The sequence below is a fragment of the Pseudofulvibacter geojedonensis genome (assembly GCF_042675745.1).
GTDB lineage: Bacteria > Bacteroidota > Bacteroidia > Flavobacteriales > Flavobacteriaceae > Pseudofulvibacter > Pseudofulvibacter geojedonensis.
Window position 1 is genome coordinate 426,459 of sequence record NZ_JBHTJM010000002.1, and the last position, 21,285, is coordinate 447,743.

Annotated in this window: 19 protein-coding genes and 1 riboswitch; of the genes, 11 read left to right on the forward strand and 8 right to left on the reverse strand. The window is 30.0% G+C overall.

Annotation, left to right across the window (positions count from 1 at the left end):
• Nucleotides 1-64: 64 nt before the first annotated feature.
• The 3 genes from ACFQ1O_RS02615 to ACFQ1O_RS02625 form a co-directional block, all read right to left on the reverse strand.
• Entirely contained in the window at nucleotides 65-2,227 is a 2,163-nt protein-coding gene (locus ACFQ1O_RS02615; RefSeq protein ID WP_377713009.1) for a T9SS type A sorting domain-containing protein, read from the reverse strand.
• A gap of 453 nt (nucleotides 2,228-2,680) precedes the next feature.
• On the reverse strand, nucleotides 2,681-4,207 hold the full coding sequence (locus ACFQ1O_RS02620) for a fibronectin type III domain-containing protein (protein ID WP_377713011.1): 1,527 nt from the start codon (nucleotides 4,205-4,207) through the stop codon (nucleotides 2,681-2,683).
• Nucleotides 4,208-4,701: 494 nt separating this feature from the next.
• Nucleotides 4,702-5,322, reverse strand: a complete 621-nt coding sequence (locus ACFQ1O_RS02625; RefSeq protein ID WP_377713013.1) for a hypothetical protein — start codon at nucleotides 5,320-5,322, stop codon at nucleotides 4,702-4,704.
• A 287-nt stretch (nucleotides 5,323-5,609) separates the two neighbouring features.
• Between ACFQ1O_RS02625 and ACFQ1O_RS02630 the strand changes: the two genes are divergently transcribed.
• Complete coding sequence (locus ACFQ1O_RS02630) at nucleotides 5,610-7,526, forward strand: tetratricopeptide repeat protein (protein WP_377713015.1); 1,917 nt, start codon at nucleotides 5,610-5,612, stop codon at nucleotides 7,524-7,526.
• A gap of 98 nt (nucleotides 7,527-7,624) precedes the next feature.
• On the forward strand, nucleotides 7,625-7,999 hold the full coding sequence (locus tag ACFQ1O_RS02635; RefSeq protein ID WP_377713017.1) for a hypothetical protein: 375 nt from the start codon (nucleotides 7,625-7,627) through the stop codon (nucleotides 7,997-7,999).
• Between the two features lie 34 nt (nucleotides 8,000-8,033).
• Here ACFQ1O_RS02635 and ACFQ1O_RS02640 read toward each other — a convergent pair whose 3' ends face one another.
• Nucleotides 8,034-9,416 carry a Calx-beta domain-containing protein gene (locus ACFQ1O_RS02640; RefSeq protein WP_377713019.1) on the reverse strand — a complete coding sequence of 461 codons (1,383 nt, stop codon included), beginning with the start codon at nucleotides 9,414-9,416 and terminating at the stop codon, nucleotides 8,034-8,036.
• Nucleotides 9,417-9,613: 197 nt separating this feature from the next.
• Complete coding sequence (locus tag ACFQ1O_RS02645) at nucleotides 9,614-11,560, reverse strand: TonB-dependent receptor plug domain-containing protein (protein ID WP_377713021.1); 1,947 nt, start codon at nucleotides 11,558-11,560, stop codon at nucleotides 9,614-9,616.
• 63 nt (nucleotides 11,561-11,623) lie between these two features.
• A riboswitch (cobalamin riboswitch) is annotated at nucleotides 11,624-11,844 on the reverse strand.
• A gap of 75 nt (nucleotides 11,845-11,919) precedes the next feature.
• Between ACFQ1O_RS02645 and ACFQ1O_RS02650 the strand changes: the two genes are divergently transcribed.
• The 9 genes from ACFQ1O_RS02650 to ACFQ1O_RS02690 all read left to right on the forward strand — a co-directional run bounded on the left by ACFQ1O_RS02650 (nucleotide 11,920) and on the right by ACFQ1O_RS02690 (nucleotide 18,003).
• Nucleotides 11,920-12,645 carry a Dph6-related ATP pyrophosphatase gene (locus tag ACFQ1O_RS02650; protein ID WP_377713023.1) on the forward strand — a complete coding sequence of 242 codons (726 nt, stop codon included), beginning with the start codon at nucleotides 11,920-11,922 and terminating at the stop codon, nucleotides 12,643-12,645.
• A 64-nt stretch (nucleotides 12,646-12,709) separates the two neighbouring features.
• Nucleotides 12,710-13,843 carry an ABC transporter substrate-binding protein gene (locus ACFQ1O_RS02655; protein WP_377713025.1) on the forward strand — a complete coding sequence of 378 codons (1,134 nt, stop codon included), beginning with the start codon at nucleotides 12,710-12,712 and terminating at the stop codon, nucleotides 13,841-13,843.
• Nucleotides 13,844-13,872: 29 nt separating this feature from the next.
• Nucleotides 13,873-14,376: a bifunctional adenosylcobinamide kinase/adenosylcobinamide-phosphate guanylyltransferase gene (locus tag ACFQ1O_RS02660; protein ID WP_377713027.1), complete on the forward strand. Its 504-nt coding sequence runs from the start codon at nucleotides 13,873-13,875 to the stop codon at nucleotides 14,374-14,376.
• A 4-nt stretch (nucleotides 14,377-14,380) separates the two neighbouring features.
• Nucleotides 14,381-15,028 carry a Dph6-related ATP pyrophosphatase gene (locus ACFQ1O_RS02665; RefSeq protein ID WP_377713029.1) on the forward strand — a complete coding sequence of 216 codons (648 nt, stop codon included), beginning with the start codon at nucleotides 14,381-14,383 and terminating at the stop codon, nucleotides 15,026-15,028.
• Nucleotides 15,025-16,056 (forward strand): nicotinate-nucleotide--dimethylbenzimidazole phosphoribosyltransferase, encoded by a 1,032-nt coding sequence (cobT, locus tag ACFQ1O_RS02670; RefSeq protein ID WP_377713031.1) that lies wholly within the window; start codon nucleotides 15,025-15,027, stop codon nucleotides 16,054-16,056. Before ACFQ1O_RS02665 ends, cobT begins: the two co-directional genes overlap by 4 nt.
• A 2-nt stretch (nucleotides 16,057-16,058) precedes the next feature.
• The gene (gene cobS / locus ACFQ1O_RS02675) at nucleotides 16,059-16,820 is read left to right on the forward strand and encodes an adenosylcobinamide-GDP ribazoletransferase (protein ID WP_377713033.1); all 762 of its coding nucleotides are present in this window, start codon (nucleotides 16,059-16,061) and stop codon (nucleotides 16,818-16,820) included.
• Nucleotides 16,805-17,380 carry an alpha-ribazole phosphatase family protein gene (gene cobC, locus ACFQ1O_RS02680; RefSeq protein ID WP_377713035.1) on the forward strand — a complete coding sequence of 192 codons (576 nt, stop codon included), beginning with the start codon at nucleotides 16,805-16,807 and terminating at the stop codon, nucleotides 17,378-17,380. Before cobS ends, cobC begins: the two co-directional genes overlap by 16 nt.
• A 75-nt stretch (nucleotides 17,381-17,455) precedes the next feature.
• Nucleotides 17,456-17,893: a Dph6-related ATP pyrophosphatase gene (locus ACFQ1O_RS02685; RefSeq protein WP_377713037.1), complete on the forward strand. Its 438-nt coding sequence runs from the start codon at nucleotides 17,456-17,458 to the stop codon at nucleotides 17,891-17,893.
• Nucleotides 17,894-17,934: 41 nt separating this feature from the next.
• Nucleotides 17,935-18,003: a Dph6-related ATP pyrophosphatase gene (locus tag ACFQ1O_RS02690; RefSeq protein ID WP_377713226.1), complete on the forward strand. Its 69-nt coding sequence runs from the start codon at nucleotides 17,935-17,937 to the stop codon at nucleotides 18,001-18,003.
• A gap of 76 nt (nucleotides 18,004-18,079) precedes the next feature.
• Here the strand turns inward: ACFQ1O_RS02690 and ACFQ1O_RS02695 are convergent, their stop codons facing one another.
• The 3 genes from ACFQ1O_RS02695 to ACFQ1O_RS02705 all read right to left on the reverse strand — a co-directional run bounded on the left by ACFQ1O_RS02695 (nucleotide 18,080) and on the right by ACFQ1O_RS02705 (nucleotide 21,284).
• Nucleotides 18,080-19,753: a hypothetical protein gene (locus ACFQ1O_RS02695; protein ID WP_377713039.1), complete on the reverse strand. Its 1,674-nt coding sequence runs from the start codon at nucleotides 19,751-19,753 to the stop codon at nucleotides 18,080-18,082.
• Nucleotides 19,754-19,887: 134 nt separating this feature from the next.
• A complete protein-coding gene (locus ACFQ1O_RS02700) occupies nucleotides 19,888-20,181 on the reverse strand; it encodes a hypothetical protein (RefSeq protein ID WP_377713041.1) in 294 nt (97 codons plus the stop codon).
• A 5-nt stretch (nucleotides 20,182-20,186) separates the two neighbouring features.
• Nucleotides 20,187-21,284 (reverse strand): EndoU domain-containing protein, encoded by a 1,098-nt coding sequence (locus tag ACFQ1O_RS02705; protein ID WP_377713043.1) that lies wholly within the window; start codon nucleotides 21,282-21,284, stop codon nucleotides 20,187-20,189.
• Nucleotide 21,285 lies beyond the last annotated feature (1 nt).

Sequence of the window (21,285 nt, forward strand, 5' to 3'; positions counted from 1 at the left end):
AAATATATTTAAAGTGTATAATAATTTATAAATAAGGGGTTAATTGTAAACTAAAAGTATGACACTATTTTACTATGAATTTTAAATTTTTAACATTAGTTTTTATAATATAAACACCTTGAGTTAAGTGTTGTGCTGTAAAAAAATATCCATCATTTACTCTAATAATATTTTTATAATCTATTTTTTTTCCTAGGAAATTGAAAACCTCTATTGAATCAATATCAATATTAGTCTTTAGTTTAAATTGACCATTATTAGGGTTCGGAATTATTTTTATTTCATTTTGTTGATCAATAAAAAATAAATCTACATCTAATGGAGCTTCAATTGTTAACCTTAATACTTTATCTCCTGCCACGTTAGTTGCTATTGTTAATGTATAATTCTCTGGGGTAAAACCTTCAAATAAAACCCTATCAAATAAATCTCCTGTATTATTTGTAACAATAGAACTAGCAGACATTAAATCGAAAGTATCTCCTGTTTGAGGGGTGAAGTTTTCAAAGTCAATTAATATATCTCCATCTAAAGTAAAATCGTTGTCATAACCATTAATTAATGTATTCGAATCATTTTTAATTTGACATACGGTTAACCAATCTGATTGGAAGACTTGATCCTGCTTAATTTCACTATCTCCCCACCTAATTCTCTCATATTCGCTGCCAGAGCTATTAAGGTAATTAGTAGCTATACTTTCATACCAAGTATAATATACTTCATTAAGGCGAAATTCTTGAGTTGATGGTGATTCTGTATCAATTTTCCAGTCTCCATTAACTACATCAAAATCAATAGTATGATAATTAGCTGCCATATTCCCGAAATCTGTAAAAACAGTTTCATTATTACTAATTCCATCATTTATACCTGGAATATTATCTAAAATAGTCTGTGTTAATTTAAGATGATCTAGATTAAAATCATCAGGACTAACCGTTACATTAAAACCAGTAGCTTTTTGATCTAATTCATCTAAAACTACTGTAGAAACTCCCGTTGAACTAGGGAGGTTAAGAGTGGGATTAATTCTAAAGTTTCCAGCTGTAGGATTAACAAATAATTGCCCATTAGTTAATCTAGTTAATCCAGATTGTGAAGGCGGCTTTATTTTACCATCCATAGCGTAATTACCAGAAACATCTGGAGTTCCTCCTGTATTATTAGTTTGCTCAACTGCTTTATCTATTTCTATTGCAGAGATACCTACTACTGTTTGTGCTGCATTATTATGGCATTTAAAATTTGTAAATTGAGGCGTGTTTGTATCTCCTTGTTTGTCAGTAATTCCATCAGCATTTGCTCCATATGCATATATACTATTATGGCTTACTTCTAGGTTAGGTGTACTTTTTAATCTTATGTGATCTACAGAACCAAAAGCTACAACATTGTTTTTAATTCTTGCACTCATGTGTTCTTGGTTTCCGTCTGTATCTTTAGGGTCATCAATAAGAATAGATTTGCCTTCGTCTATAACCATTTCAATAAATCCTTTTTTAGGAACCCAAGAGTATATTCGTTGTTCTACGTTAAAAATCATATTTTCATTAATATCCCAGCGATATAGACCATTAACATCATTATCAAAATACTCTTGACCTTTCTGCTGTCTCATAATTCCATGTCCTCCAGAAAGTGAAGTTTTGGCAATATTTTTAATAATATTTCCTTTAACTACAATATAGCGACCATCTCTAATTTCTATACCTTTCTGGTACCAATCGTGAATGTAATTATCTTCAATATTAATATTGTGTCCATCTAATAAAATAGCTAAACCTCCATTTCTAGCAATAGAATCATCACCCCAAAAAGCTTGAGCTACTATTGACCAATAATCTAACACATCTGTTTTACCGTAAAGTTCTAGTCCTTGTAAATTAATATAGCTTGAAGCTTCATCAAACTCAAACCCTTTTCTCCCTGTAAATGTTAATTTAACACCATTTTCAGACTGAGGTTTAATCGTTACAGTGGTAGATGTAGTAGCAGCTGTATTGATGAAAACACTATTGCTTCCCATATCGTAACTACCATTAATAATAATTACATTTCCTCCTCCTCCAGCTTCAACTAAATCTACTGTTGATGATATATCATTATAAGGATTTGCTAAACTACCATTGGCACTTACATTTGAAGGAGCATCTGGCTGAACATATAAATTTATTTGAGCATACGTGCTAAAGGAAAATAAAAATGTGAATAAAAAGCATCTCATTATTTTGTGAATTAAACCGTTAAATACTTCGCAAAGTATGGCCTTTTCCTCATGTTTTTTCAATTTAGTGAGTTTTTAGTGATTTAATTTTAAGATTTTTCGTCTAAAAACTAGGTTACTCGAGAATATATTACTCATAAGAGAGATGTTTACCTAAGATACCTCTCACATCTTTAAGTTTTAAAATCTATAATTTATACTTTTATTACTTTCTACATACCCTCTATAAAATATAATCGATTTAAAAACCTATACGTTTTCAAAAACAAATCTTTAGTACTTTGCTTAAAATACTGAATGATAAAACAAAGTCATATAATATCTTTATAACTAGTTCCAGATCTAACATAGCTATCTGCTTCTGTATTAATTGAAGTACTTGTGCATGTAGCTGTTGTTACTGAGCTTGAGGTAACTCCTAACGAGTGTATGTTTGCTTTGTAAGCATCAACTTTAAACGTATAGTTTGTATTGCCCTAACCCCGTTACCGTACAAGATGTTGCGTTAGCTGCAGTTCTTAATACTTCAGTATAGGTTGTGCCGTCGGTACTTTTTCTTATTCTAAAACCATCTTCATTGTTAGAGTTATCTGTCCATGTTAAACTTACCTGAGAACAATTGGTTGTTGAAGCTGTTGCTGATAGGTTACTAGGTTCTGCATTCGGTGCATCTCCTAGTTGTATAGTTAATTTTGTAGATTTATCGGATTCATTATAAGAGTGATCTTTTATAGTTACATAATAAATGTACTTTGTTCCATCAATAATATCTGTATCTGTAAAGCTATTGGTTGTGAGGTTGGTTGAAATTACGGTATAAGTTTCTTCGTTGTCTGTAGACCTATAAACGGAATATATATCTCTTTCATTTGCAGATTCATTGGTAGCAGTCCAGCTTAAATCAACTTTATCATACACTCCATCACTATCACTATCAACCTTAATGGCCGTAAACCCTGTTAACGTATTTGGTTTTGTGTTGTCTATTGTTGTTAAGAAATGTACGTTTTCTAGTGTAGATTCTCCTGAATAGATTTCGTATCCAGCTGTTAGTGATTTAATCCATAAAGTATCTGTAGCAATTTTTTTTTGGGCTAGTGTTGTTTCTGATTCGGTTAATCTAGCATATTGCATATAGTCTTTAGAACAGTCTATAAAAGCTTTTAGCGAATGATTAAAGCGTGGTATAGGCGAATTATTTTTCTCTGGTATAAATTTTACATGAACTTTATCATTTTTATGATAATCGTCATGGCCACTAGGGTAATTAAAAAATTTGTAGCGTACAGCCCATTTGTATTCAGTTCCGTTAAGAAAAAGCGAAAAGTATTTTGTAGAATTATCACTATTTTTGGCAAATTTCCAATAGCGACCACTTGTATTGGTTAGATTTTCAAAATCATCTTGTTTATAACTTACATTTTGTATTACTAAATCGTAATCTCTATTATCAGAAACTGGTTCTGCATTTTCGTCTCCTGCGTCAAAAATAACGTTGATTGTTGCCCACCACTTATCTTCTTCATTTACATCAGTGGTTTCTGTATCGTCAGAATCATTTGCATTGGTTTGATTTGTTTCCCATTTAATTCTTAGTGAATGTGTTAAATCTTTAATTTGTACAGGCATTCCACAAGCACTTTTAACTCCTGAGCTATAAGTACCATTAGATTTATAACCACCAATAGCTCCTGAAACATAACCATCAAAATCGCTTTCACCATCACTGTTAGTATAATAAAACTTGAAAGCAGCACCATATTTGCTTATAGTATCTTTATGATCTATAAAAGTCATAATATCATAATCTGTATAATCAGTATCTTCATCAGCTTTAATCACAGGATTATTTAATCCAAAATTATGACTGCTTTTAATGGTTGTTTTCTTTTTTCTTACAGTATCTAAATCTATTGTTGTCTGCCCGAGAACTACTTGAACTAAACAAAATAAAATAGTTGTTGATAATATTCTTTTCATCTAATTGTATCTTTAGTTATTAATAATGATAACAAAACTACACTAGACCTTAAACCAAAAACATGATATGTATCAGTAAATCAACTATTTACAATCACTAAAAACTCACTTTTCATCATTAAACGTTGTTATTTTTAATATTAAACAACTAGAATCATTTTATACTGCTCCTATTTATTCTTTGAATTTATTGATATTTAGATGAACCAATAGGTTGAACCACCATACTAACTAATCATATATCAATAAATTAACATAAAAAATAAGGCTTCAATATATATTGAAGCCTATTTTACCCAATTATAACTGATTTAGTAAACAGCTAATTATTTACAACAATACCCGACTTTGTTATAATATTTGGGATTTGGGGCTTCATTTAGCTTATTATTACTCACCTTATTACATTTAACTTAATCGTATTTAAAAAATAATCATTAACACTTTACAGTTGATTCTTATTAATCTAACACAATATAACTTTGCACATTTTCTTAAAAAACCACAGTTGTTACTTTAGCGTCAGAAAAAGCACAATTCATCTCAAATGTAAAATCCACATTGCCACTAACTGTAGCGTCAATCCACAAAAAAGTAGCAAAAGGAGTTTTATCATTCACACCAGGAACTTCTTTTTCTACGAACATAGTAGTTACAGGCTTGTATATTTTAACAGTATTATTATAGTCAATATCTTTTCTAAGATTTCTTCCATTCACAACAACTTCTAACAAAAAAAGTATTTTATCACCTACTTTTATATCATTAACAGTAAATGTATACAAGTTTGTTGTATAGCCGCCTCCATTAAAGTTTGTATGATTGGTTACACCATCTCCTGAGACTGTTTCATCTATTCCATCTCTTAATGTGAAATTTTGAATTTTTGGTTGTACACCAATACAATCCCATAGTGTTCCATTATAAAACTCCATACATTTATTAACACTATTATACCTAATCGTGCCTTCTACATCATTTCCTACAGCAGTTTCATTTGCTATTTCTACCCATCCGTTCACATCTAATTGATTTGATGGAGTTGTTGTTCCTATACCTACTTGAGCAAATAAAAAAAGGGGAGTAATTAGTATTGAATAAAATACGGTTTTCATAAATAATATAATTTTGGGATTAATAAATTAGTTTAGTTAAACAGCAAACACCTAACTAAATCTTTGGCAATATTAAATTCTTTCCTCAGAATTATAGCCTCAAAAAAGTCACTTAAAACTCAATATACAATGCAAAAAAATCATTGATATATCAATCAAACAATGTATTTTGTATTTTTTGTAGTACTTATTCTACTTTAACAAACCTCTGAATATAAAATCTATATGGTTAAAGTAATTTTATTGTATTAATTTTTAATAAATTTGTTACTACATCTACCTTTGCGATGAGACCTAAATATATAAATCTATTACTCTTATTTTTAATATTATTCATTTATAAAGTTTACTCCCAAAAAGCAACTTTAGACTCGCTTCGTTATAATTATACAGTATCAAATAATTCTAATAAAAGAGTTCGTTCTTTACTTGATATTGCAAATTATTACAAACCAATAAGCCTAGATAGTGTTATATTTTATTCAAAAGAGATTAAAAAGAATAACAAACTAGAAGAAAGTAATCCACTAAATATAGAACGTTTACTATTAGAAGGACATATAGCAGCTAGAACAAATAATGATTCATTGTTTTTTAATATTATAGATAAAGCCTTGGAGTTGGCTATAAAAAACAACGAAATTATTTTAGAAGGTCGTTCTTACTATGAAAAAGCTACTTTTTATTATGAAAAATCTAACTTTTCAAAAGTATTAGAGTTTAGTCTAAAAGCTGAAAACACTTTTAATAAAACTGATAGTATATTTCTTATTAAGATTAGAAATCTAGATCATATAGCCTTTTTCAATTTAGAATTTGAGAACTATGAAAAGACCTTAGAGTATTTAAACAAAGTTATTGAATTAACTAAAAATTCTAACTTCCCTAAATCTGAAGCTCATGCATACAGTTCTTTAGCCTGTGTGTATAGTGAAATGGGCAATCATAATAAAGCTTTAAAATATATAAATATTGCCAAAGAAAAATTTAAACAAATTGCTGATGAAAATGGCAATTCTATGGTAATCCACAACACTGGTATTTTATATTTTAACAAAGGAGAGTATAATAAGGCAAAAAATATTTTTGAAAAAACAATTAACACACCTCTTTCTAAAAGAACTGGAAACAATATAGAAGGGTACTTATATTTAGCAAAAATAGCACTACATAATAAGGATTATGAAATTGCTTTAAACAAATTAAATTATGCGGAAGAAGCTTCTAATAACATTTTACGTAAAGATTTATACCCAAAAATTCTTATAGAAAAAGCTAAGGTATATCATTCTAACGGATCTCCCAAGGAAGCTCTAAGAATCCTAAATAAGGTTATTAAACTCCCTCATAAAAATTACTTCAAAGAAGACTTACGAAATGCTTACTTACTTAAATCAAACATATATAATTCTTTAGAAAATGATAAAGAAGAATTGTTAGCTTACAAAAGTTATGTTAACTTAAAAGATGAATATCAGCGAAAAAACAATTTTTATAACATTGAATTTTTAAAGTTTACTTTTGAGCAAGAGTTGTCTAACAAAGAAATCGCTGAACAAAAAAGAATTATCAAATCTTTAGAAGAAAAAGATAAAATTAAAACCAAAAACAACTTAATTCTAATTATTGGAACATTAATAATTATCATATTTTCAATCATTTCTTTTTTTAGGTACAAAAAAATTAACCGCTTAAATAAAAAAAGATGGGATGCAGAAAGAAAAGTAACAGAACTAGAGCAAGAGCAATTAATTATTGAACAAAAACAATTAGAACTTAATGCTAATGCTAGAAAAAAACAGTTAACAGACTTTGCAATACACATAGCAGAAAAAAACGAACTATTAGAAAAAATAAAAGATCAAATAGTGAATGCCAATCTAGATGGAAATAATGCTTCTATACGAAGTTTATTATTATTTATAAATGAGGACATAAAAAAGAACAAAGAAAAATCTCAATTATATACTAATGTAGAAAAAAACAATGATGCGTTTTATAATAACTTAAGTATTAATTATCCTGACTTGACTGAGAAAGAGAAAAAAATTGCCTCATTAATTAGATTAGGTTATTCATCAAAACAAATTAGCGATCAGCTTAATGTTGCCAAGGTTAGCGTTAATAATTACAGAAGTATGCTTAGAAAAAAATTAAACCTAGATAGAACTCAAAATTTAGTTGAGTTTATTAAAAATATTTAATCTATACAAAAACCTATTTTTTTAATATCACTAAAAACAGTGATGCCAATAAAATACCCTAATAAGGTTATAAAATTGCTTGTTATATATTTGAAACTATGACAGTAACAACCAACCTCATAAAACAATCTATTAAAGATTACTTGCATCAAAAAGATAAACAAGTTAAAAATACAATCCTTTTCGACTTTATACTAAGTGAAGCAGAATGGAATGACTATTTTGATACTTTAATGGCTAAAATTGGTGTTATTAATTTTGGCGTTAAAACCGACGACAACAAGCAATGGGATTGCTATATCAACTACTACCCATTTAATATTTTTGGCTTACCAGCAGGCATTACTATGCTTAATAACCGTAAAACAACTCAAATGGCAGCTTACATTATTATACATGACCAAATAGTAACCTTATTAGAAAACGCAGATAAAAAGAAATTAGAAGCAGCTCTATCACAAAAAATAGGCTAGAATTAAATTCTAGCCTATTTTTTAATTTTATATCTTAATTGAAATAAATAGCTTCGGGGTGCACTCCAACTGTTAAAGTTCCTAAAGAAGCATTGTTATCTGCTAAATTATATACATTTATACTTCCATTAGCTACAGAGTCTACTACATCAGAAACATATAATTTATCATTATTAATAGCTATTGTATAAGCGGGTGTAGTTAAAATTGCAGTAGTTGATACCGTAGTTTCTGTTTCAAGCATGTCATAAATAGAATTATTTAAAGCATAATACAATTTACCGTTGTAGTAACTTAATGTATTTGGATGATCTGTTGCATTGGTAAAGTCTATTGTAGTAACCATAGTATCATCTGTTGTATTAATCTTAACTAATTTCCCTCCTGTTTCTGAACCGCTACTAGCAGGGTTCCCTTCGCATAACACCCAAATATTATTAGCACTATCAAAAACCATTTCATCTGGAACATCTCCTACTGGTATCGTTGTAATGTTTGTAACATCCGAAGTTGGGATTACAGATACCTTATTGTTCTGGTTTATTCCTCCTTTATGAGAAATATATAGCTTACCACTTCTTGCTAAAATTCTTTCTGGACCTTCTGCTACATTAATATCATTATTAGAATCTATACTATTAGTTGCAAGATCTACTACAGCAACATAATCATCATCAGTAACATTTGGGTCATTCCAGTTGGTTACATAAGCTTTATCTCCAGAAACAGTCATATAGCGCGGATTATTTAAACCTGTTTCTATAGTCGCTTCTTTAAAAAACGAATACCTGTTTACAACTATTATTTTGTTCGCTCCAGAAACAATTAAGTATGCCTTATCGTTATGAAAAGCTATAGATTGTAATCCGTTTCCAATATTTTCTCCATTTACTGCACTATAAATTTGTTGTTCTACAGCAGATAAATCATTTTTTATATAACTAACGGTTCCAACCCCTGCTCCACCTTTATTAGCTATTAACACACCACTTTGGTAAGCAATACTTTCGTCGTCTATAATAGTTATAGTAAGAGTGTCAGACTGATTTACGAAAATATTTGGATCTGATATAGTGGTTACCGTTAAAACAATATCTTCTTGCTCTTCTATTAAATTATCGTCTACCAAGTTTACTACTAAACTTACTGATGTTTCTCCAGCAGGTAAAACTACACTTAAACCAGCTACAGAATAATCGTCTGGAGAAACAGCAGTACCCGTTAATTCAAAATTAATAGTAACATCATTATTTACAGGACTTAATAAATTGAATGTAATTTCTGTAGTACCATCAGCTTCGTTTACAGATGTATTTCCTCCTAAAAAGAAATTATCTGGTTGAAAATTAACTCCCTCATCATCTGTACAAGAAAAAGTTAATACTAGTAGCACTGCTAGGTATAAAAATTTATTCATGATTTGTAAATACTGTAAAATATTAGTCTCTGTAAAAGTAAACTATTTTATCTTAAGTCAAAAGCCACAAACATAACGCTTATTTAATTAGTTTATTTTTTCAACTAACAGTCTCCCATAAAAACTAGTAACACTAACAACAAAAAAAGGCTACCCAAGAAAGGGCAGCCTTATATAAAAATAGGTGACTAACTCGCTTAAAATTTCAATCTCAATCCTAATTTATAGTTTCTTCCTAATGTAGAATACGTATTAATTTCTTGATAATCTTCATCAAACACATTTGTTAAAGATCCGTTTAACTCTAAATTATCTGTTAATTGGTGACTAATAAAAAAGTTTACCAATTTATAAGCATCTAACCTACTACCACCATAAGCAAACCTATCATCAACAAATTGATATGCTAAAGACAAATTGGTTTTTTCTTTTAAAACATAAGATAAATTTGCATTTGCTTTATGCTTAGCTACTTCTAAATTAAGTTCATTAGAATCAAATAAAACTGGGTCAGATTCAAACTGAGTAAACGTATAGTTTGCATTTAAATCTAGATTTTTAGCTAAAACTAATTTCGTTTCAACTTCTAATCCTTGAATTTTAATATTATCATCCTCTAAGTTTAAGTATGTACCACCTATCCAATTACCTAAATTATCATATAAGTTTGTAAAGTTTAACTTGTTTTGTTCCTCTCTATGAAAAGCAACAACACTTAAACGATACTTTTTATTATAATTCAGTTCAAAACCTGCTTCACCACCAATACTTTCTTGTGGGTCTAAATCTTCATCTCCGTATGGTCCATATAATTGGTATAAAGATGGTGCTATAAAAGCAGTACTTCCTGTGGCAAATACTTTTACATTTAGTTTATCAGTTGCTTCAAAATTATATGATGGGTTGATACTGTATACAAAATGATTTCCATATTTACTATGATTATTCATTCTTACTCCTGCGTTTACTGTTAATCCAAAATCTGTAAAATAAGTCAAGTTAAGATATGGATCTACTAAAGTAATTTTTGTATCATCTTTAGTGTAAACTGGTGTTAAACTTGAAAATCCACCTGCTTGAGATGCTTTTTGTTCTTGAAAATTCACTCCCAAAACTGCCCATAGCTTTTTGCTAAATTTATATTTATTATACAAGTCCATTACAATGGTATTTGAAGAATATTCTTGCTTATAACTACTGCTTCTAGCGATATCAGTTTCAGTAATTATAGCATTAACTACCACATTTCCTTTATTATACTTGTATTCAGAATTTAATCCAAATTGTACATTTTCCGTTACAGCTTCATTAAAGACATCTATAGGTGCCCAACTATTATCATATTGATTTGAAGCTTTATTGTAGTTTGCAAAAGTTGTTACATTAAACTTTTCAGAAAAGTTATACCCTAAGCGAATACTTGCATTTTCTCTTTCAAACGGATCATCTTCATATACTACTGAATCGTCATCTGATCTCTTTGCTGAAATACCTTTAGCGTTTTCTGTAGAAACAGCAGCAAAATAAGTAAACTTATTTATTGTTCCATTTATATTAGCTCCAACATTGGCAGTGTTTAACTCATACTTATCAGTAACTACAGCTCTATTACTACCTGTGCTCATAAATACTGTTCCAGCTACTTTTTTATCCGTAGCTTTTTTTGTAGTAATACTAATAACACTTGTTGCAGCTCCAGCCCCATATAAAGTACTCACTCCTCCTTTAATAATCTCTATACTTTCTATATTGTTAACATCAATTAAGTTTAAATTAAACTCAGACCCAATACTTGATGGATCATTTACCTGAATCCCATCTATTAAAATAACAACTTGATTATTTTTTCCCCCTCTTACTCTATAACTTAAAGGTCTACCTTGATTACTTCTAGCTCCAGTAATTTCAATACCAGAAACAGTATTAATAGTTTGCGCTAAACTCTGACCTTGTACTTTTTCTAAATCTTTTTGAGTAATCTTATAAATTACTTTACCAGATTTTTCTCTGTCTAATTTAAACTTAGTGTCTAATTCTACAGTTTCTAATTGCTCTACAGCTACACTGTCTTGAGTTTTCTCTTGAGCGTATACAGCACACCCAATAAAAGCCATGCCTAAAAGGCTCAGTACTTTTTTGTTCATTCTAATTTGTTTTATTTTAGTATTATTTGGGTACTTACGTGTTTACTTTTATCCCGAAAGCATCACATTGTACAGAATAAGGCAGGTCTCCTGACTTGCTTAAACATCTACTACCTTCCCAGTTAACACCAGTGGTTTATAAGAAAGATGTTTCTCTTTACAGAGACACCCAAACAAGTTGAGTGCAAACTTACAGTTGCGGGTACAGCTTAGGTTTTTCACCTAATTCCCTTTAATTAAAATTGAAGATTTTCAACTTTAAAACCAAATTCGGCGCGAAAGTAATCTTTTTTTATCAATTTTGCATTATTAGATTAAGTATCAATGTGATTTTTATATAATTCGCAAAACATTAACTCATGAAACAGGCCATTTTTAACTGGAGCGGAGGAAAAGATAGCGCTTTAGCACTTCATTATACCTTACAAAACAAAGAATTCAATATTCAAAAATTACTTACTTCTGTAAACGACACTTATGATCGTATCTCAATGCATGGTGTTCGTACTTCTTTACTAAAACAACAAGCCAAAATTATTGGCATTCCTTTACAAGAATTGCGCTTACCTGAACAACCATCTATGGAAGATTACAATAAACTTTTAAGTAAAACCATGACTGGCATTAAAAACGAAGGTATTGATTATAGCATTTTTGGAGATATTTTTTTAGAAGACCTTAAAAATTACCGCGAGCAACAGCTAGCTAAAGTAGGTATGAAAGGTCATTTCCCGCTTTGGAAAAGAAACACTAAAGAATTAATTCATGAGTTTTTAGACTTAGGCTTTAAAACCATTGTTGTTTGTACAAAAGCTGAATTATTGGGTAAAGATTTTGTTGGAGAAACTATTACAAAAGACTTTTTAAAAGAATTACCTACAACTGTAGACCCTTGTGGTGAGAATGGCGAATTCCATACTTTTGTATATGACGGGCCTATTTTTAAAGAGCCTATTAACTTCACCATCGGTGAGAAAATTCATAGAACCTACGAAGCCCCAAAGAAAAAAGAAGATGCTTGTTTTGCTAGCGAACCTAGTGTAAAACCAATGGGATTTCATTTTTGTGATTTATTACCTAGATAACAATGTTTAATTTAAGGCTATAGAAATTCAATAAGCTTAATTAGAATCGAAAAAACAAATTAAAATGCTACATAAACTTTCCATAATACTACTATTTATTGTATTTATATCTTGTAAAAAAGAAGTTTCTACTCCTGAAATTACAAGTAATAAAACTCATAAAATAGAGTTAGAATACGCTACTAGTTTTGAAGTTGAAAAGAGCGAAGATTTTACCAAAATCAACTTAAAAACTCCTTGGCCTGAAGCCGATAAATCTTTTACCTATTTACTAGTAGATAAAGAAAAACAAGTACCTAAAAATATTGATTATGATGTACTTGTTAGAACACCTGTAGACAAAATAGTTGTTACATCTACAACCCATATTCCCTCTTTAGAATCATTAGATGTTTTAGATAAACTAGTTGGCTTTCCTAGTACTAATTTTATTTCTTCTGAAGCTGCTAGAAAAAAGATAGATGCTGGAGAAATTAAAGAATTAGGAAAAAATGAAAGTATCAATACCGAAGTACTGTTAAATTTACAACCAGATATTGTTGTTGGTTTTGCCATAAACGGCAATAACAAAACATTCAATACCATTCAAAAAGTAGGAATTCCTGTTGTATACAATGCTGCCTGGATAGAAAAACATGCCTTAGGTAGAGCAGAATGGATTAAATTCTTTGGCTATCTTTTCAATAAAGAAAAACAAGCAAATGCTATTTTTAAAGACATTGTTACAAATTATAAAAACGCCTCAAAATTAGCAGCTAATGCAACTAATAAACCTACTATATTAGGAGGATCTATGTTTAAAGATGTCTGGAATGTTCCTTACGGGAACTCCTGGGTAGCTAAATTTATTGACGATGCAAACGGAGATTATCTATGGAAAGACACAAAGGGATCTGGTAGTATTGCTTTAAATATTGAATCTGTTATAGAAAAAGCGCAACAAGCAGACATTTGGGTAACTTCTGGAGGAGCAAGTACAAAAGATGAGCTATTAGCTAGAAACCAGCACTACAAACAATTTAAAGCCTTTCAAGATGGGAATGTATACTTAGCCAATAAAAAAGGAGCTACTGGAGGGTTGTTGTTTTTTGAGTTAGGACCTAATAGACCCGATTTAATTTTAAAAGATTTAATAAAAATATTTCATCCTGAACTATTACCTCATCATGAGTTATATTTTTATCAGAAAATACAATAAGTGTTAACTCGAAAAAAAAGCATTAAGATTTGATACATTACATTACAGGAGGAGAGCGATCAGGAAAAAGTAGCTATGCGCAAAATTTAGCTTTATCCTTATCTAATTCGCCCAAGTACATAGCTACCTCTAGAATTTGGGATAAAAATCATCAAAAAAGAATTGATAGACATATTAGCGATAGAGATGAGCGTTGGACATCTATTGAAGAAGAAAAAGAATTATTCAAACACATTTTACCAAATGACACAGTTGTAATTGACTGCGTAACCTTATGGCTAACTAACTTTTTTATTGATACTAAAAATGACATAGAAAAAGCTTTAGAATTAGCTAAAGAACAATTCGATAAACTAATATCTATTGATGCAAATATTATTATTATTTCTAACGAAATAGGTATGGGAGTTCATGCTCAAACAGAAATTGGACGAAAATTTACTGAATTACAAGGATGGACAAATCAACACATTGCTAAGTATGCAGATAAAGCTACATGTATGATTTCTGGAATTCCATTGAAATTAAAATAATTATATGAATATACTAAGTTCTTGGAGCGGAGGAAAAGATAGTTGTTATGCTTTAATGAAAGCCATTGAAATGAATTATTCTCCAAGTGTTTTACTCAATATCATGAATGAGAATGGTGAGATTTCTAGGTCTCATGGTATTCCTCTTGATATATTAAAAAAGCAATCGCAAGCTATCAATATACCACTTCATACTCAACCTTCAACCTGGAATAATTATGAAGACAATTACATTAAAACACTTAAAAAGTTAACAGTAAATTATGATTTAAGTGCTGCTGTTTTTGGGGATATCGATATTATATCTCACAGAGAATGGGAAGAAAAAGTATGTAACGCTGCTAACATCAAAGCATTATTACCACTTTGGCAAGGAAACAGAAAAGACTTGGTCTTAGAAATGATTAATGCCGGAATAAAGGCTATTATAGTATCTTGTAACTTAGAATTGGGAGTTGATTTTTTAGGCAGAGAAATTAATGAATCATTACTTGATGAATTAGATAAAATGGGAGTCGATTGTTGTGGTGAAAATGGCGAGTACCATACACTAGTAATAGATTGCCCATTATTTTCATCGCCCATAGATTTACCTAAAACTGAAAAAATAAAACACGAGCACTATTGCTTCTTAAACTGGACTACATCATGATTTCATTCAATATTGATAATATTTCTAACGACTTAAAACAAGTACTTACCGATAAAATAAACAATAAAACAAAACCCTTAGGTGCCTTGGGTATGTTAGAAACTATTGCCCTACAAGTTGGTTTAATTCAAAATAGTATACAACCTCAAATAAAAAAACCATCTATTGTTGTTTTTGCTGGCGATCATGGTATTGCAAAAAAAGGAGAGGTTAATCCTTTTCCGCAAGAAGTAACTGCTCAAATGGTTTTAAATTTTGTGAATAATGGTGCTGCCATAAATGTTTTGTGTAATTCTAATAATTTAGAGCTGCACATAGTAGATGCTGGTGTTAATTTTGAGTTTTCTAATAACCTAATCATTGATTCTAAAATAGCTTTAGGCACTCAAAATTACGAAGACCAACCTGCTATGACTTTAGCTCAGTGTGAAGAAGCTATTCAAAAAGGTGCCGAAATTGTTCGTAAAATACATACAGATGGGTGTAATACTATTGGATTTGGAGAAATGGGTATTGGCAACACATCATCTGCATCATTAATAATGAGCTCTATTTTAAATATTCCTATAGAAGATTGTGTTGGAGCTGGTACAGGGCTTTCTAAACCAGAAATTTCAAAAAAAGCTACTATTCTAAAATCGGTAATTAAAAAACACAATGTTACAGATCCGTTAGATATTTTACATACTTATGGAGGGTTCGAAATAGCCATGATTTGTGGTGCTTTTTTAGCCGCAGCCGAACTAAAAATGACTATTCTTGTTGATGGCTTTATAGTAACTGCAGCGTTACTTGTAGCGCAAAAAATAAATTCAGCTGTTTTAGATTACTGTGTATTTGGACATACCTCTGGAGAACAAGGACATCAAAAAATGTTAAGCCATTTAAATGCTACTCCAATTTTAAACATTGGCTTACGATTGGGCGAAGGAACCGGAGCTGCTCTAGCAATGCCTGTAATTAAAGCTTCTGTTAATTTTTTAAACGAAATGGCGAGCTTTTCAGATGCCAATGTTAGCAATAATTAAAAATGAAAAAAGAACTTCATATATTTTTAACGGCTATTATGTTTTATACTCGAATACCATGTCCGAAATGGGTCGATCATAATCCGATTATTGTATCACAAACTTCTAAATACATCTCTTTAATAGGTATTCTTGTTGGAGGTATAGGATCAATTGCTTTTTATGGTAGTTCTTTTCTTTTTTCAAATGAAATATCACTTCTTTTTAGCATTTTAGCAACTATATATGCTACTGCTGGTTTTCATGAAGATGGTTTTGCAGATGTATGTGATGGCTTTGGTGGTGGATGGACAAAAGATAAAATACTATCGATCATGAAAGACTCTAGCATTGGAGTATATGGAGCAATTGGAATTATATTAATTCTTGCTTTTAAATTTTCTGCTTTACGCGAAATAGATTCTGCTTTAATTCCTCTTGTTATAATTTCTGCCCATAGTGCTAGTAGGTTTATAGCCGCCTCCTTACTTTATACACACCCATATGTAAGAATAACAAACGACAGTAAATCGAAAGCTGCTGCTCAAAAAATACCATTGTACTTTTTATTTACAAATTTTGTGATAGCCAGTATACCTTTATTATTTTTTAACAAATGGGAAATTTTCCTTGTATTTATACCTATGTATTTATCAAAAATATTTCTAGGTGCTAAGTTTAAAAAATGGATTGGAGGACAAACAGGTGATTGTGCAGGTGCTGTACAACAAATTAGTGAAGTTGTATTTTATTTAAGTTTTATTGCTTTATGGAAATATATTTAATTAGACATACTACCCCAAAAATAGATTCGGGTATTTGTTACGGACAATCAGATTTAGATTTAATAAATAATTACGCTGAAGAAATATCAAGAGTCACATCAAGTATACAAACTATCAAACCAGAGATTTATAGTAGCCCATTAAAACGATGCACCATACTGGCTAAAAGTTTTAATGAAAATATTGTTCTTGATAGTAATCTAAAAGAAATAAATTTTGGTGATTGGGAATTAAAAGCGTGGAATGATATAGACTCTGAAGAGTTAAATATTTGGATGAAGAATTTTGTATTTGAAAAACCTCCAAACGGAGAATCGTACATAGAATTAAGTAAAAGAGTTAATGAATCTTTTGATAGAATTGTTACTCTATCTGATTCCAACAAAATAATTATAACTCATGCTGGAGTTATTAGAGCCATTATAGCTCGATTAAATAATATAGACTTAAAAGATTCTTTTAAAATAAAACTTGAATATGGCCATATAATTAAAATTGTAAAAGACTCGTCGGGATTAAAAATTAAGGAAGGCTTAACTATAGCTGAATGCAACTCATAAAACATTTTTGAATTTTATTTTTAACAAAAGAGAATTACATAAATTCTAATTGTATTTTTACATTTAATTTATTCTTTGGAATCTAAAAAAACATACACACCAATATTTATAATACTTATTCTGGTATTTATAACTCTCTTTCTTACCAATATAAGTTTAGGTTCTATTAATATTCCTATAGATGGTATTACCTTATCTATTTTAAAACAACAAGCCAATGCTATGAATCTAGCTTTGGAAACTTGCCAAGCATCTTGGGAAGATTACGAAAAAACTTTTATAAAAAAATTAAACGACCTAAAAAATAAACACCAGTTAGATGCAGTAGTTTTTGGCGATATTGATATTGAATCTCATAAAGCATGGGAAGAAAAAGTATGTAATGCTGCAAAATTAAAACCAATACTTCCTCTATGGCAAGGAAATAGGAAACAATTGGTTATAGATATGATTAACAAAGGCATAAAAGCCATTATTGTTTCTTGCAACACCACTCTAGGAAAATCTTTTTAGGAAGAGAAATTGATCTAGAGTTATTAGATGATTTAGAAGTCTTGGGAATCGATTGTTGTGGTGAAAATGGAGAATATCATACTTTAGTGGTTGACTGTCCTTTATTTTAAGCATGCCATAGAATTGCCAAAATACAATAAGGTACAACACGAGAACTATTGCTTTATTAATTGGAATTAATTTTTTTTAAAAACTATAATTATAACCAAATGTTATAGTTAATTCTTTACCATAATTAGAAGTAGAGTTTCTAAATAATTGTATACCATTAAGGTTAAAATTATGCTTGTCTTTATACACATAATTTGCGTTAATTCTAAAATTCGTTACACTAGTGAAGCTGGTTTTACTAGTACTTGAATTATACGATGCTGCAAAACCTGTATTTAATTTATTATCTAAAAACTTTTTATTTACCCCCAATGTTGGTCCCCAAGTAGTAGCGTTTTCTTTTTCTATAGTATTAACAGTACCGTTTATTGCTGTAGTTATAGCTGTTTTTTTCTTTGGAAACACCAATGAGTAAGAAACATTAGCATTATGAAAAGTTGAAGCATTACCAATACGTACAATTCCATTTTGTTCATTAGACACATCAGCTAAAGCATAATTTACATTTAAGTTTTGTTGATTTTTTTCACTCTTTGCTAAAATATAATTCACGTTAATATTAGCATTTTGCGATAATTGTTTATAATCAAATTGCTCATTTGCATTATCTAATAAATTATCGTCGTTTATGGTCTCAAACTGATCTAATCTAGCATTTGTAAATGTTGTAAAATTAGAATACATAGCCGTTAGTGTTAAACGCTCTGATGCTGTATAACTGGCATTTACAGATCCTACAGTTCTGTTAGTAGATTGTTCTTTTTGTTTTTCCAAATTATCACGTTGATACCCTATATTAAAAGATAAACTAAGCTTATCTTTTAACAACATAGTTGTAGAATTCAAGGTAATATTTTCAAAATCATTATTAAAAAAATATGCCCCTAAAGTTTCGTAACCCGGATCTATACGCTCATAAGTAACACCTAAAGTAGCTTTTTTAAAACTATAATTAAACCCTGCTTTTATAGCCTTATGATATTCTGTAGAACTTTTATCATTAAATAATAAACTAGCTAACCCTTCTCCATTACTAGAATCTTCGGCCCTTAAATCCTGTGTAATAGCTGTCGAAGCGTATTCTGCAATAATATCTAAATCTTCTGAAATTTTATACGCACCTCCTAAGCTAACTACCAAGTTTTCTTTGGGTGTTACACCTTTTTCTTCTGGTATTGTACTAATAGAGTTCATTTGGTCTTTAGCATAAAACCCAATAACATTTAGCGCTAGTTTGTTATGCTCGTAACCCACATTTAAACCATATCCCATTCTGGTAAACGCCGGTATGGTATTAGGTTCATCATCGTCTTCTGTTGCCCTAAGTAATCTACCTCCCATGGCACTAACCTTAAATTTACCTTTAGGAGTTAATTCTACACCTCCGCCAGTAAACAAATGCCCATTTAAAGTATAAGGTGAAAAATTCATAGTTACATCTCCAATATGCCCTTGAAACCACTTGTATTTTGGATGCAAGCTAAACCTGTTGAATTTAAACGGAACGTTATAGTTTAACAATGCTCCTTGGTTACTATAACTATAACTTATAGGCATACTAAACTGATACAAACTAAGATTTAAATTCCCTTGTAAAAAATAGGTAAAGGCTTCTCTTCCTGTTTGCTGATTGGCATTATAAAATACTGAATTTGCAGATATACCTCCACTAACCTTAAGTGCTTTTCCTTTACCAAAGGATTCAAAATCTATATTTTGACCATAAGCTATAGTAGTAAATAAAAACATACAAAAACATATGAACAAATGCTTAAGCAGCATTGTTATAGTAGGTATTGGCATAATAAAAATGAGGGCTTTATTTTTTAATTATTGTATCTGAATATTACTTATTACTATAAATTATTTCTTCTCTATAAACTTTAGCATCTTCCTCTTAACATTGATATATATTCAACTAACATAGTATATAAATCTATTGTCTTCTCCTCTCCAACGTACTCGTCAAAATGTTTAATAATTGCTTTTTGTGAATTGTACTCTACTATCACAATATTCTGACTAAATGAGCTTGACTTTATTTCTTTATCAAGTACTCTTTTCATTATATCTACAATCACTTCAAGTTCTCTTAATGAAAAATTCATTATTTCAGAAACTAATGTTTGATAGTTTATATCTTCTACTGCTATATATGGTTTAATTTCATATTTCATATATCTTATATTTTTGGGAAGTATGAAATGATACTTCCATTATTTATATTATAATAGAAATGAATCTTAACCTTTCCATTACTTGAATACCCATAATGTACATTACTACCTGGATTGGTAGGATTCACTTTTCCATGATTATTTTTAATAGCATGTTCTACTTCTTCTAAGACTTTAGGAATATCCCATGAGTCAGGAAAAAAAGAAGATGTACCTCCAAACTTATTTGGGGAAAATTCCACTTTTACCCCATTAACCTTCACATAATCCTTTCCTCCTATAGTTATAACTGGTTGGCCTTCATAAGCTCCTCCTGCATTTGGTGTCGATTTATTTTTTATAGAATAAGTTCCACCATGAGTGTTGGTATAGTTCATCAAAGCTTTTTCACTATGCACTCCAGTAAACCCTTCTAAAGTTATACTTGTACTACTTCCAGGAGGTGTATAGTTATTCGTCTGTATTAAATTTTCCACCTCTAAAACATGAGGCTTTCTTGCCAAAACTTTATTAGAAATATTAGAAATTGAAACCCAATTAGTATGCCTAACTATTCCTAATTTTCGAAGATAATCAGCCTTATCAATTACTGCATTAAGTTCTGAATTAAAGTCATCTACATTATTTGAATATTTCTTAAAATAGTCATCTAGTTTAGTTAAGACATCTGTATCTGTTCTAATTATATTATCAACACTTGCTAAGCTAAGCGATTCCCAAGCATTTATTAAGTCAGGGACGTCATTAATAGTGGTTAACTTAGAGATATCTATACCAAAATCATCCACAAACTTAGTAAGTTGTATACCATCTAAATCATTTAAAATTTTAGACTCTAAACTTGTTAATTCATCAGCATTTAGTTTCTTAAAAAACTCAAGAACATTAACATTTGTAATAACTTCATTGGGCTTTCCTGCGGTATACAGTTTTTTATACAGAAAAAAGGCATCCTCGTCATTTTTTACAAAAGTCTTAAACTCTTCTGTTGCGTTTGCTGCATTTTTATTTGCGACCAAACTTGAAAACCAACACTGTGCTTGACTAACAGTAAAAGTTAACGCTAGAACTAAATATAATATATGCTTAATAATAATTTTCATT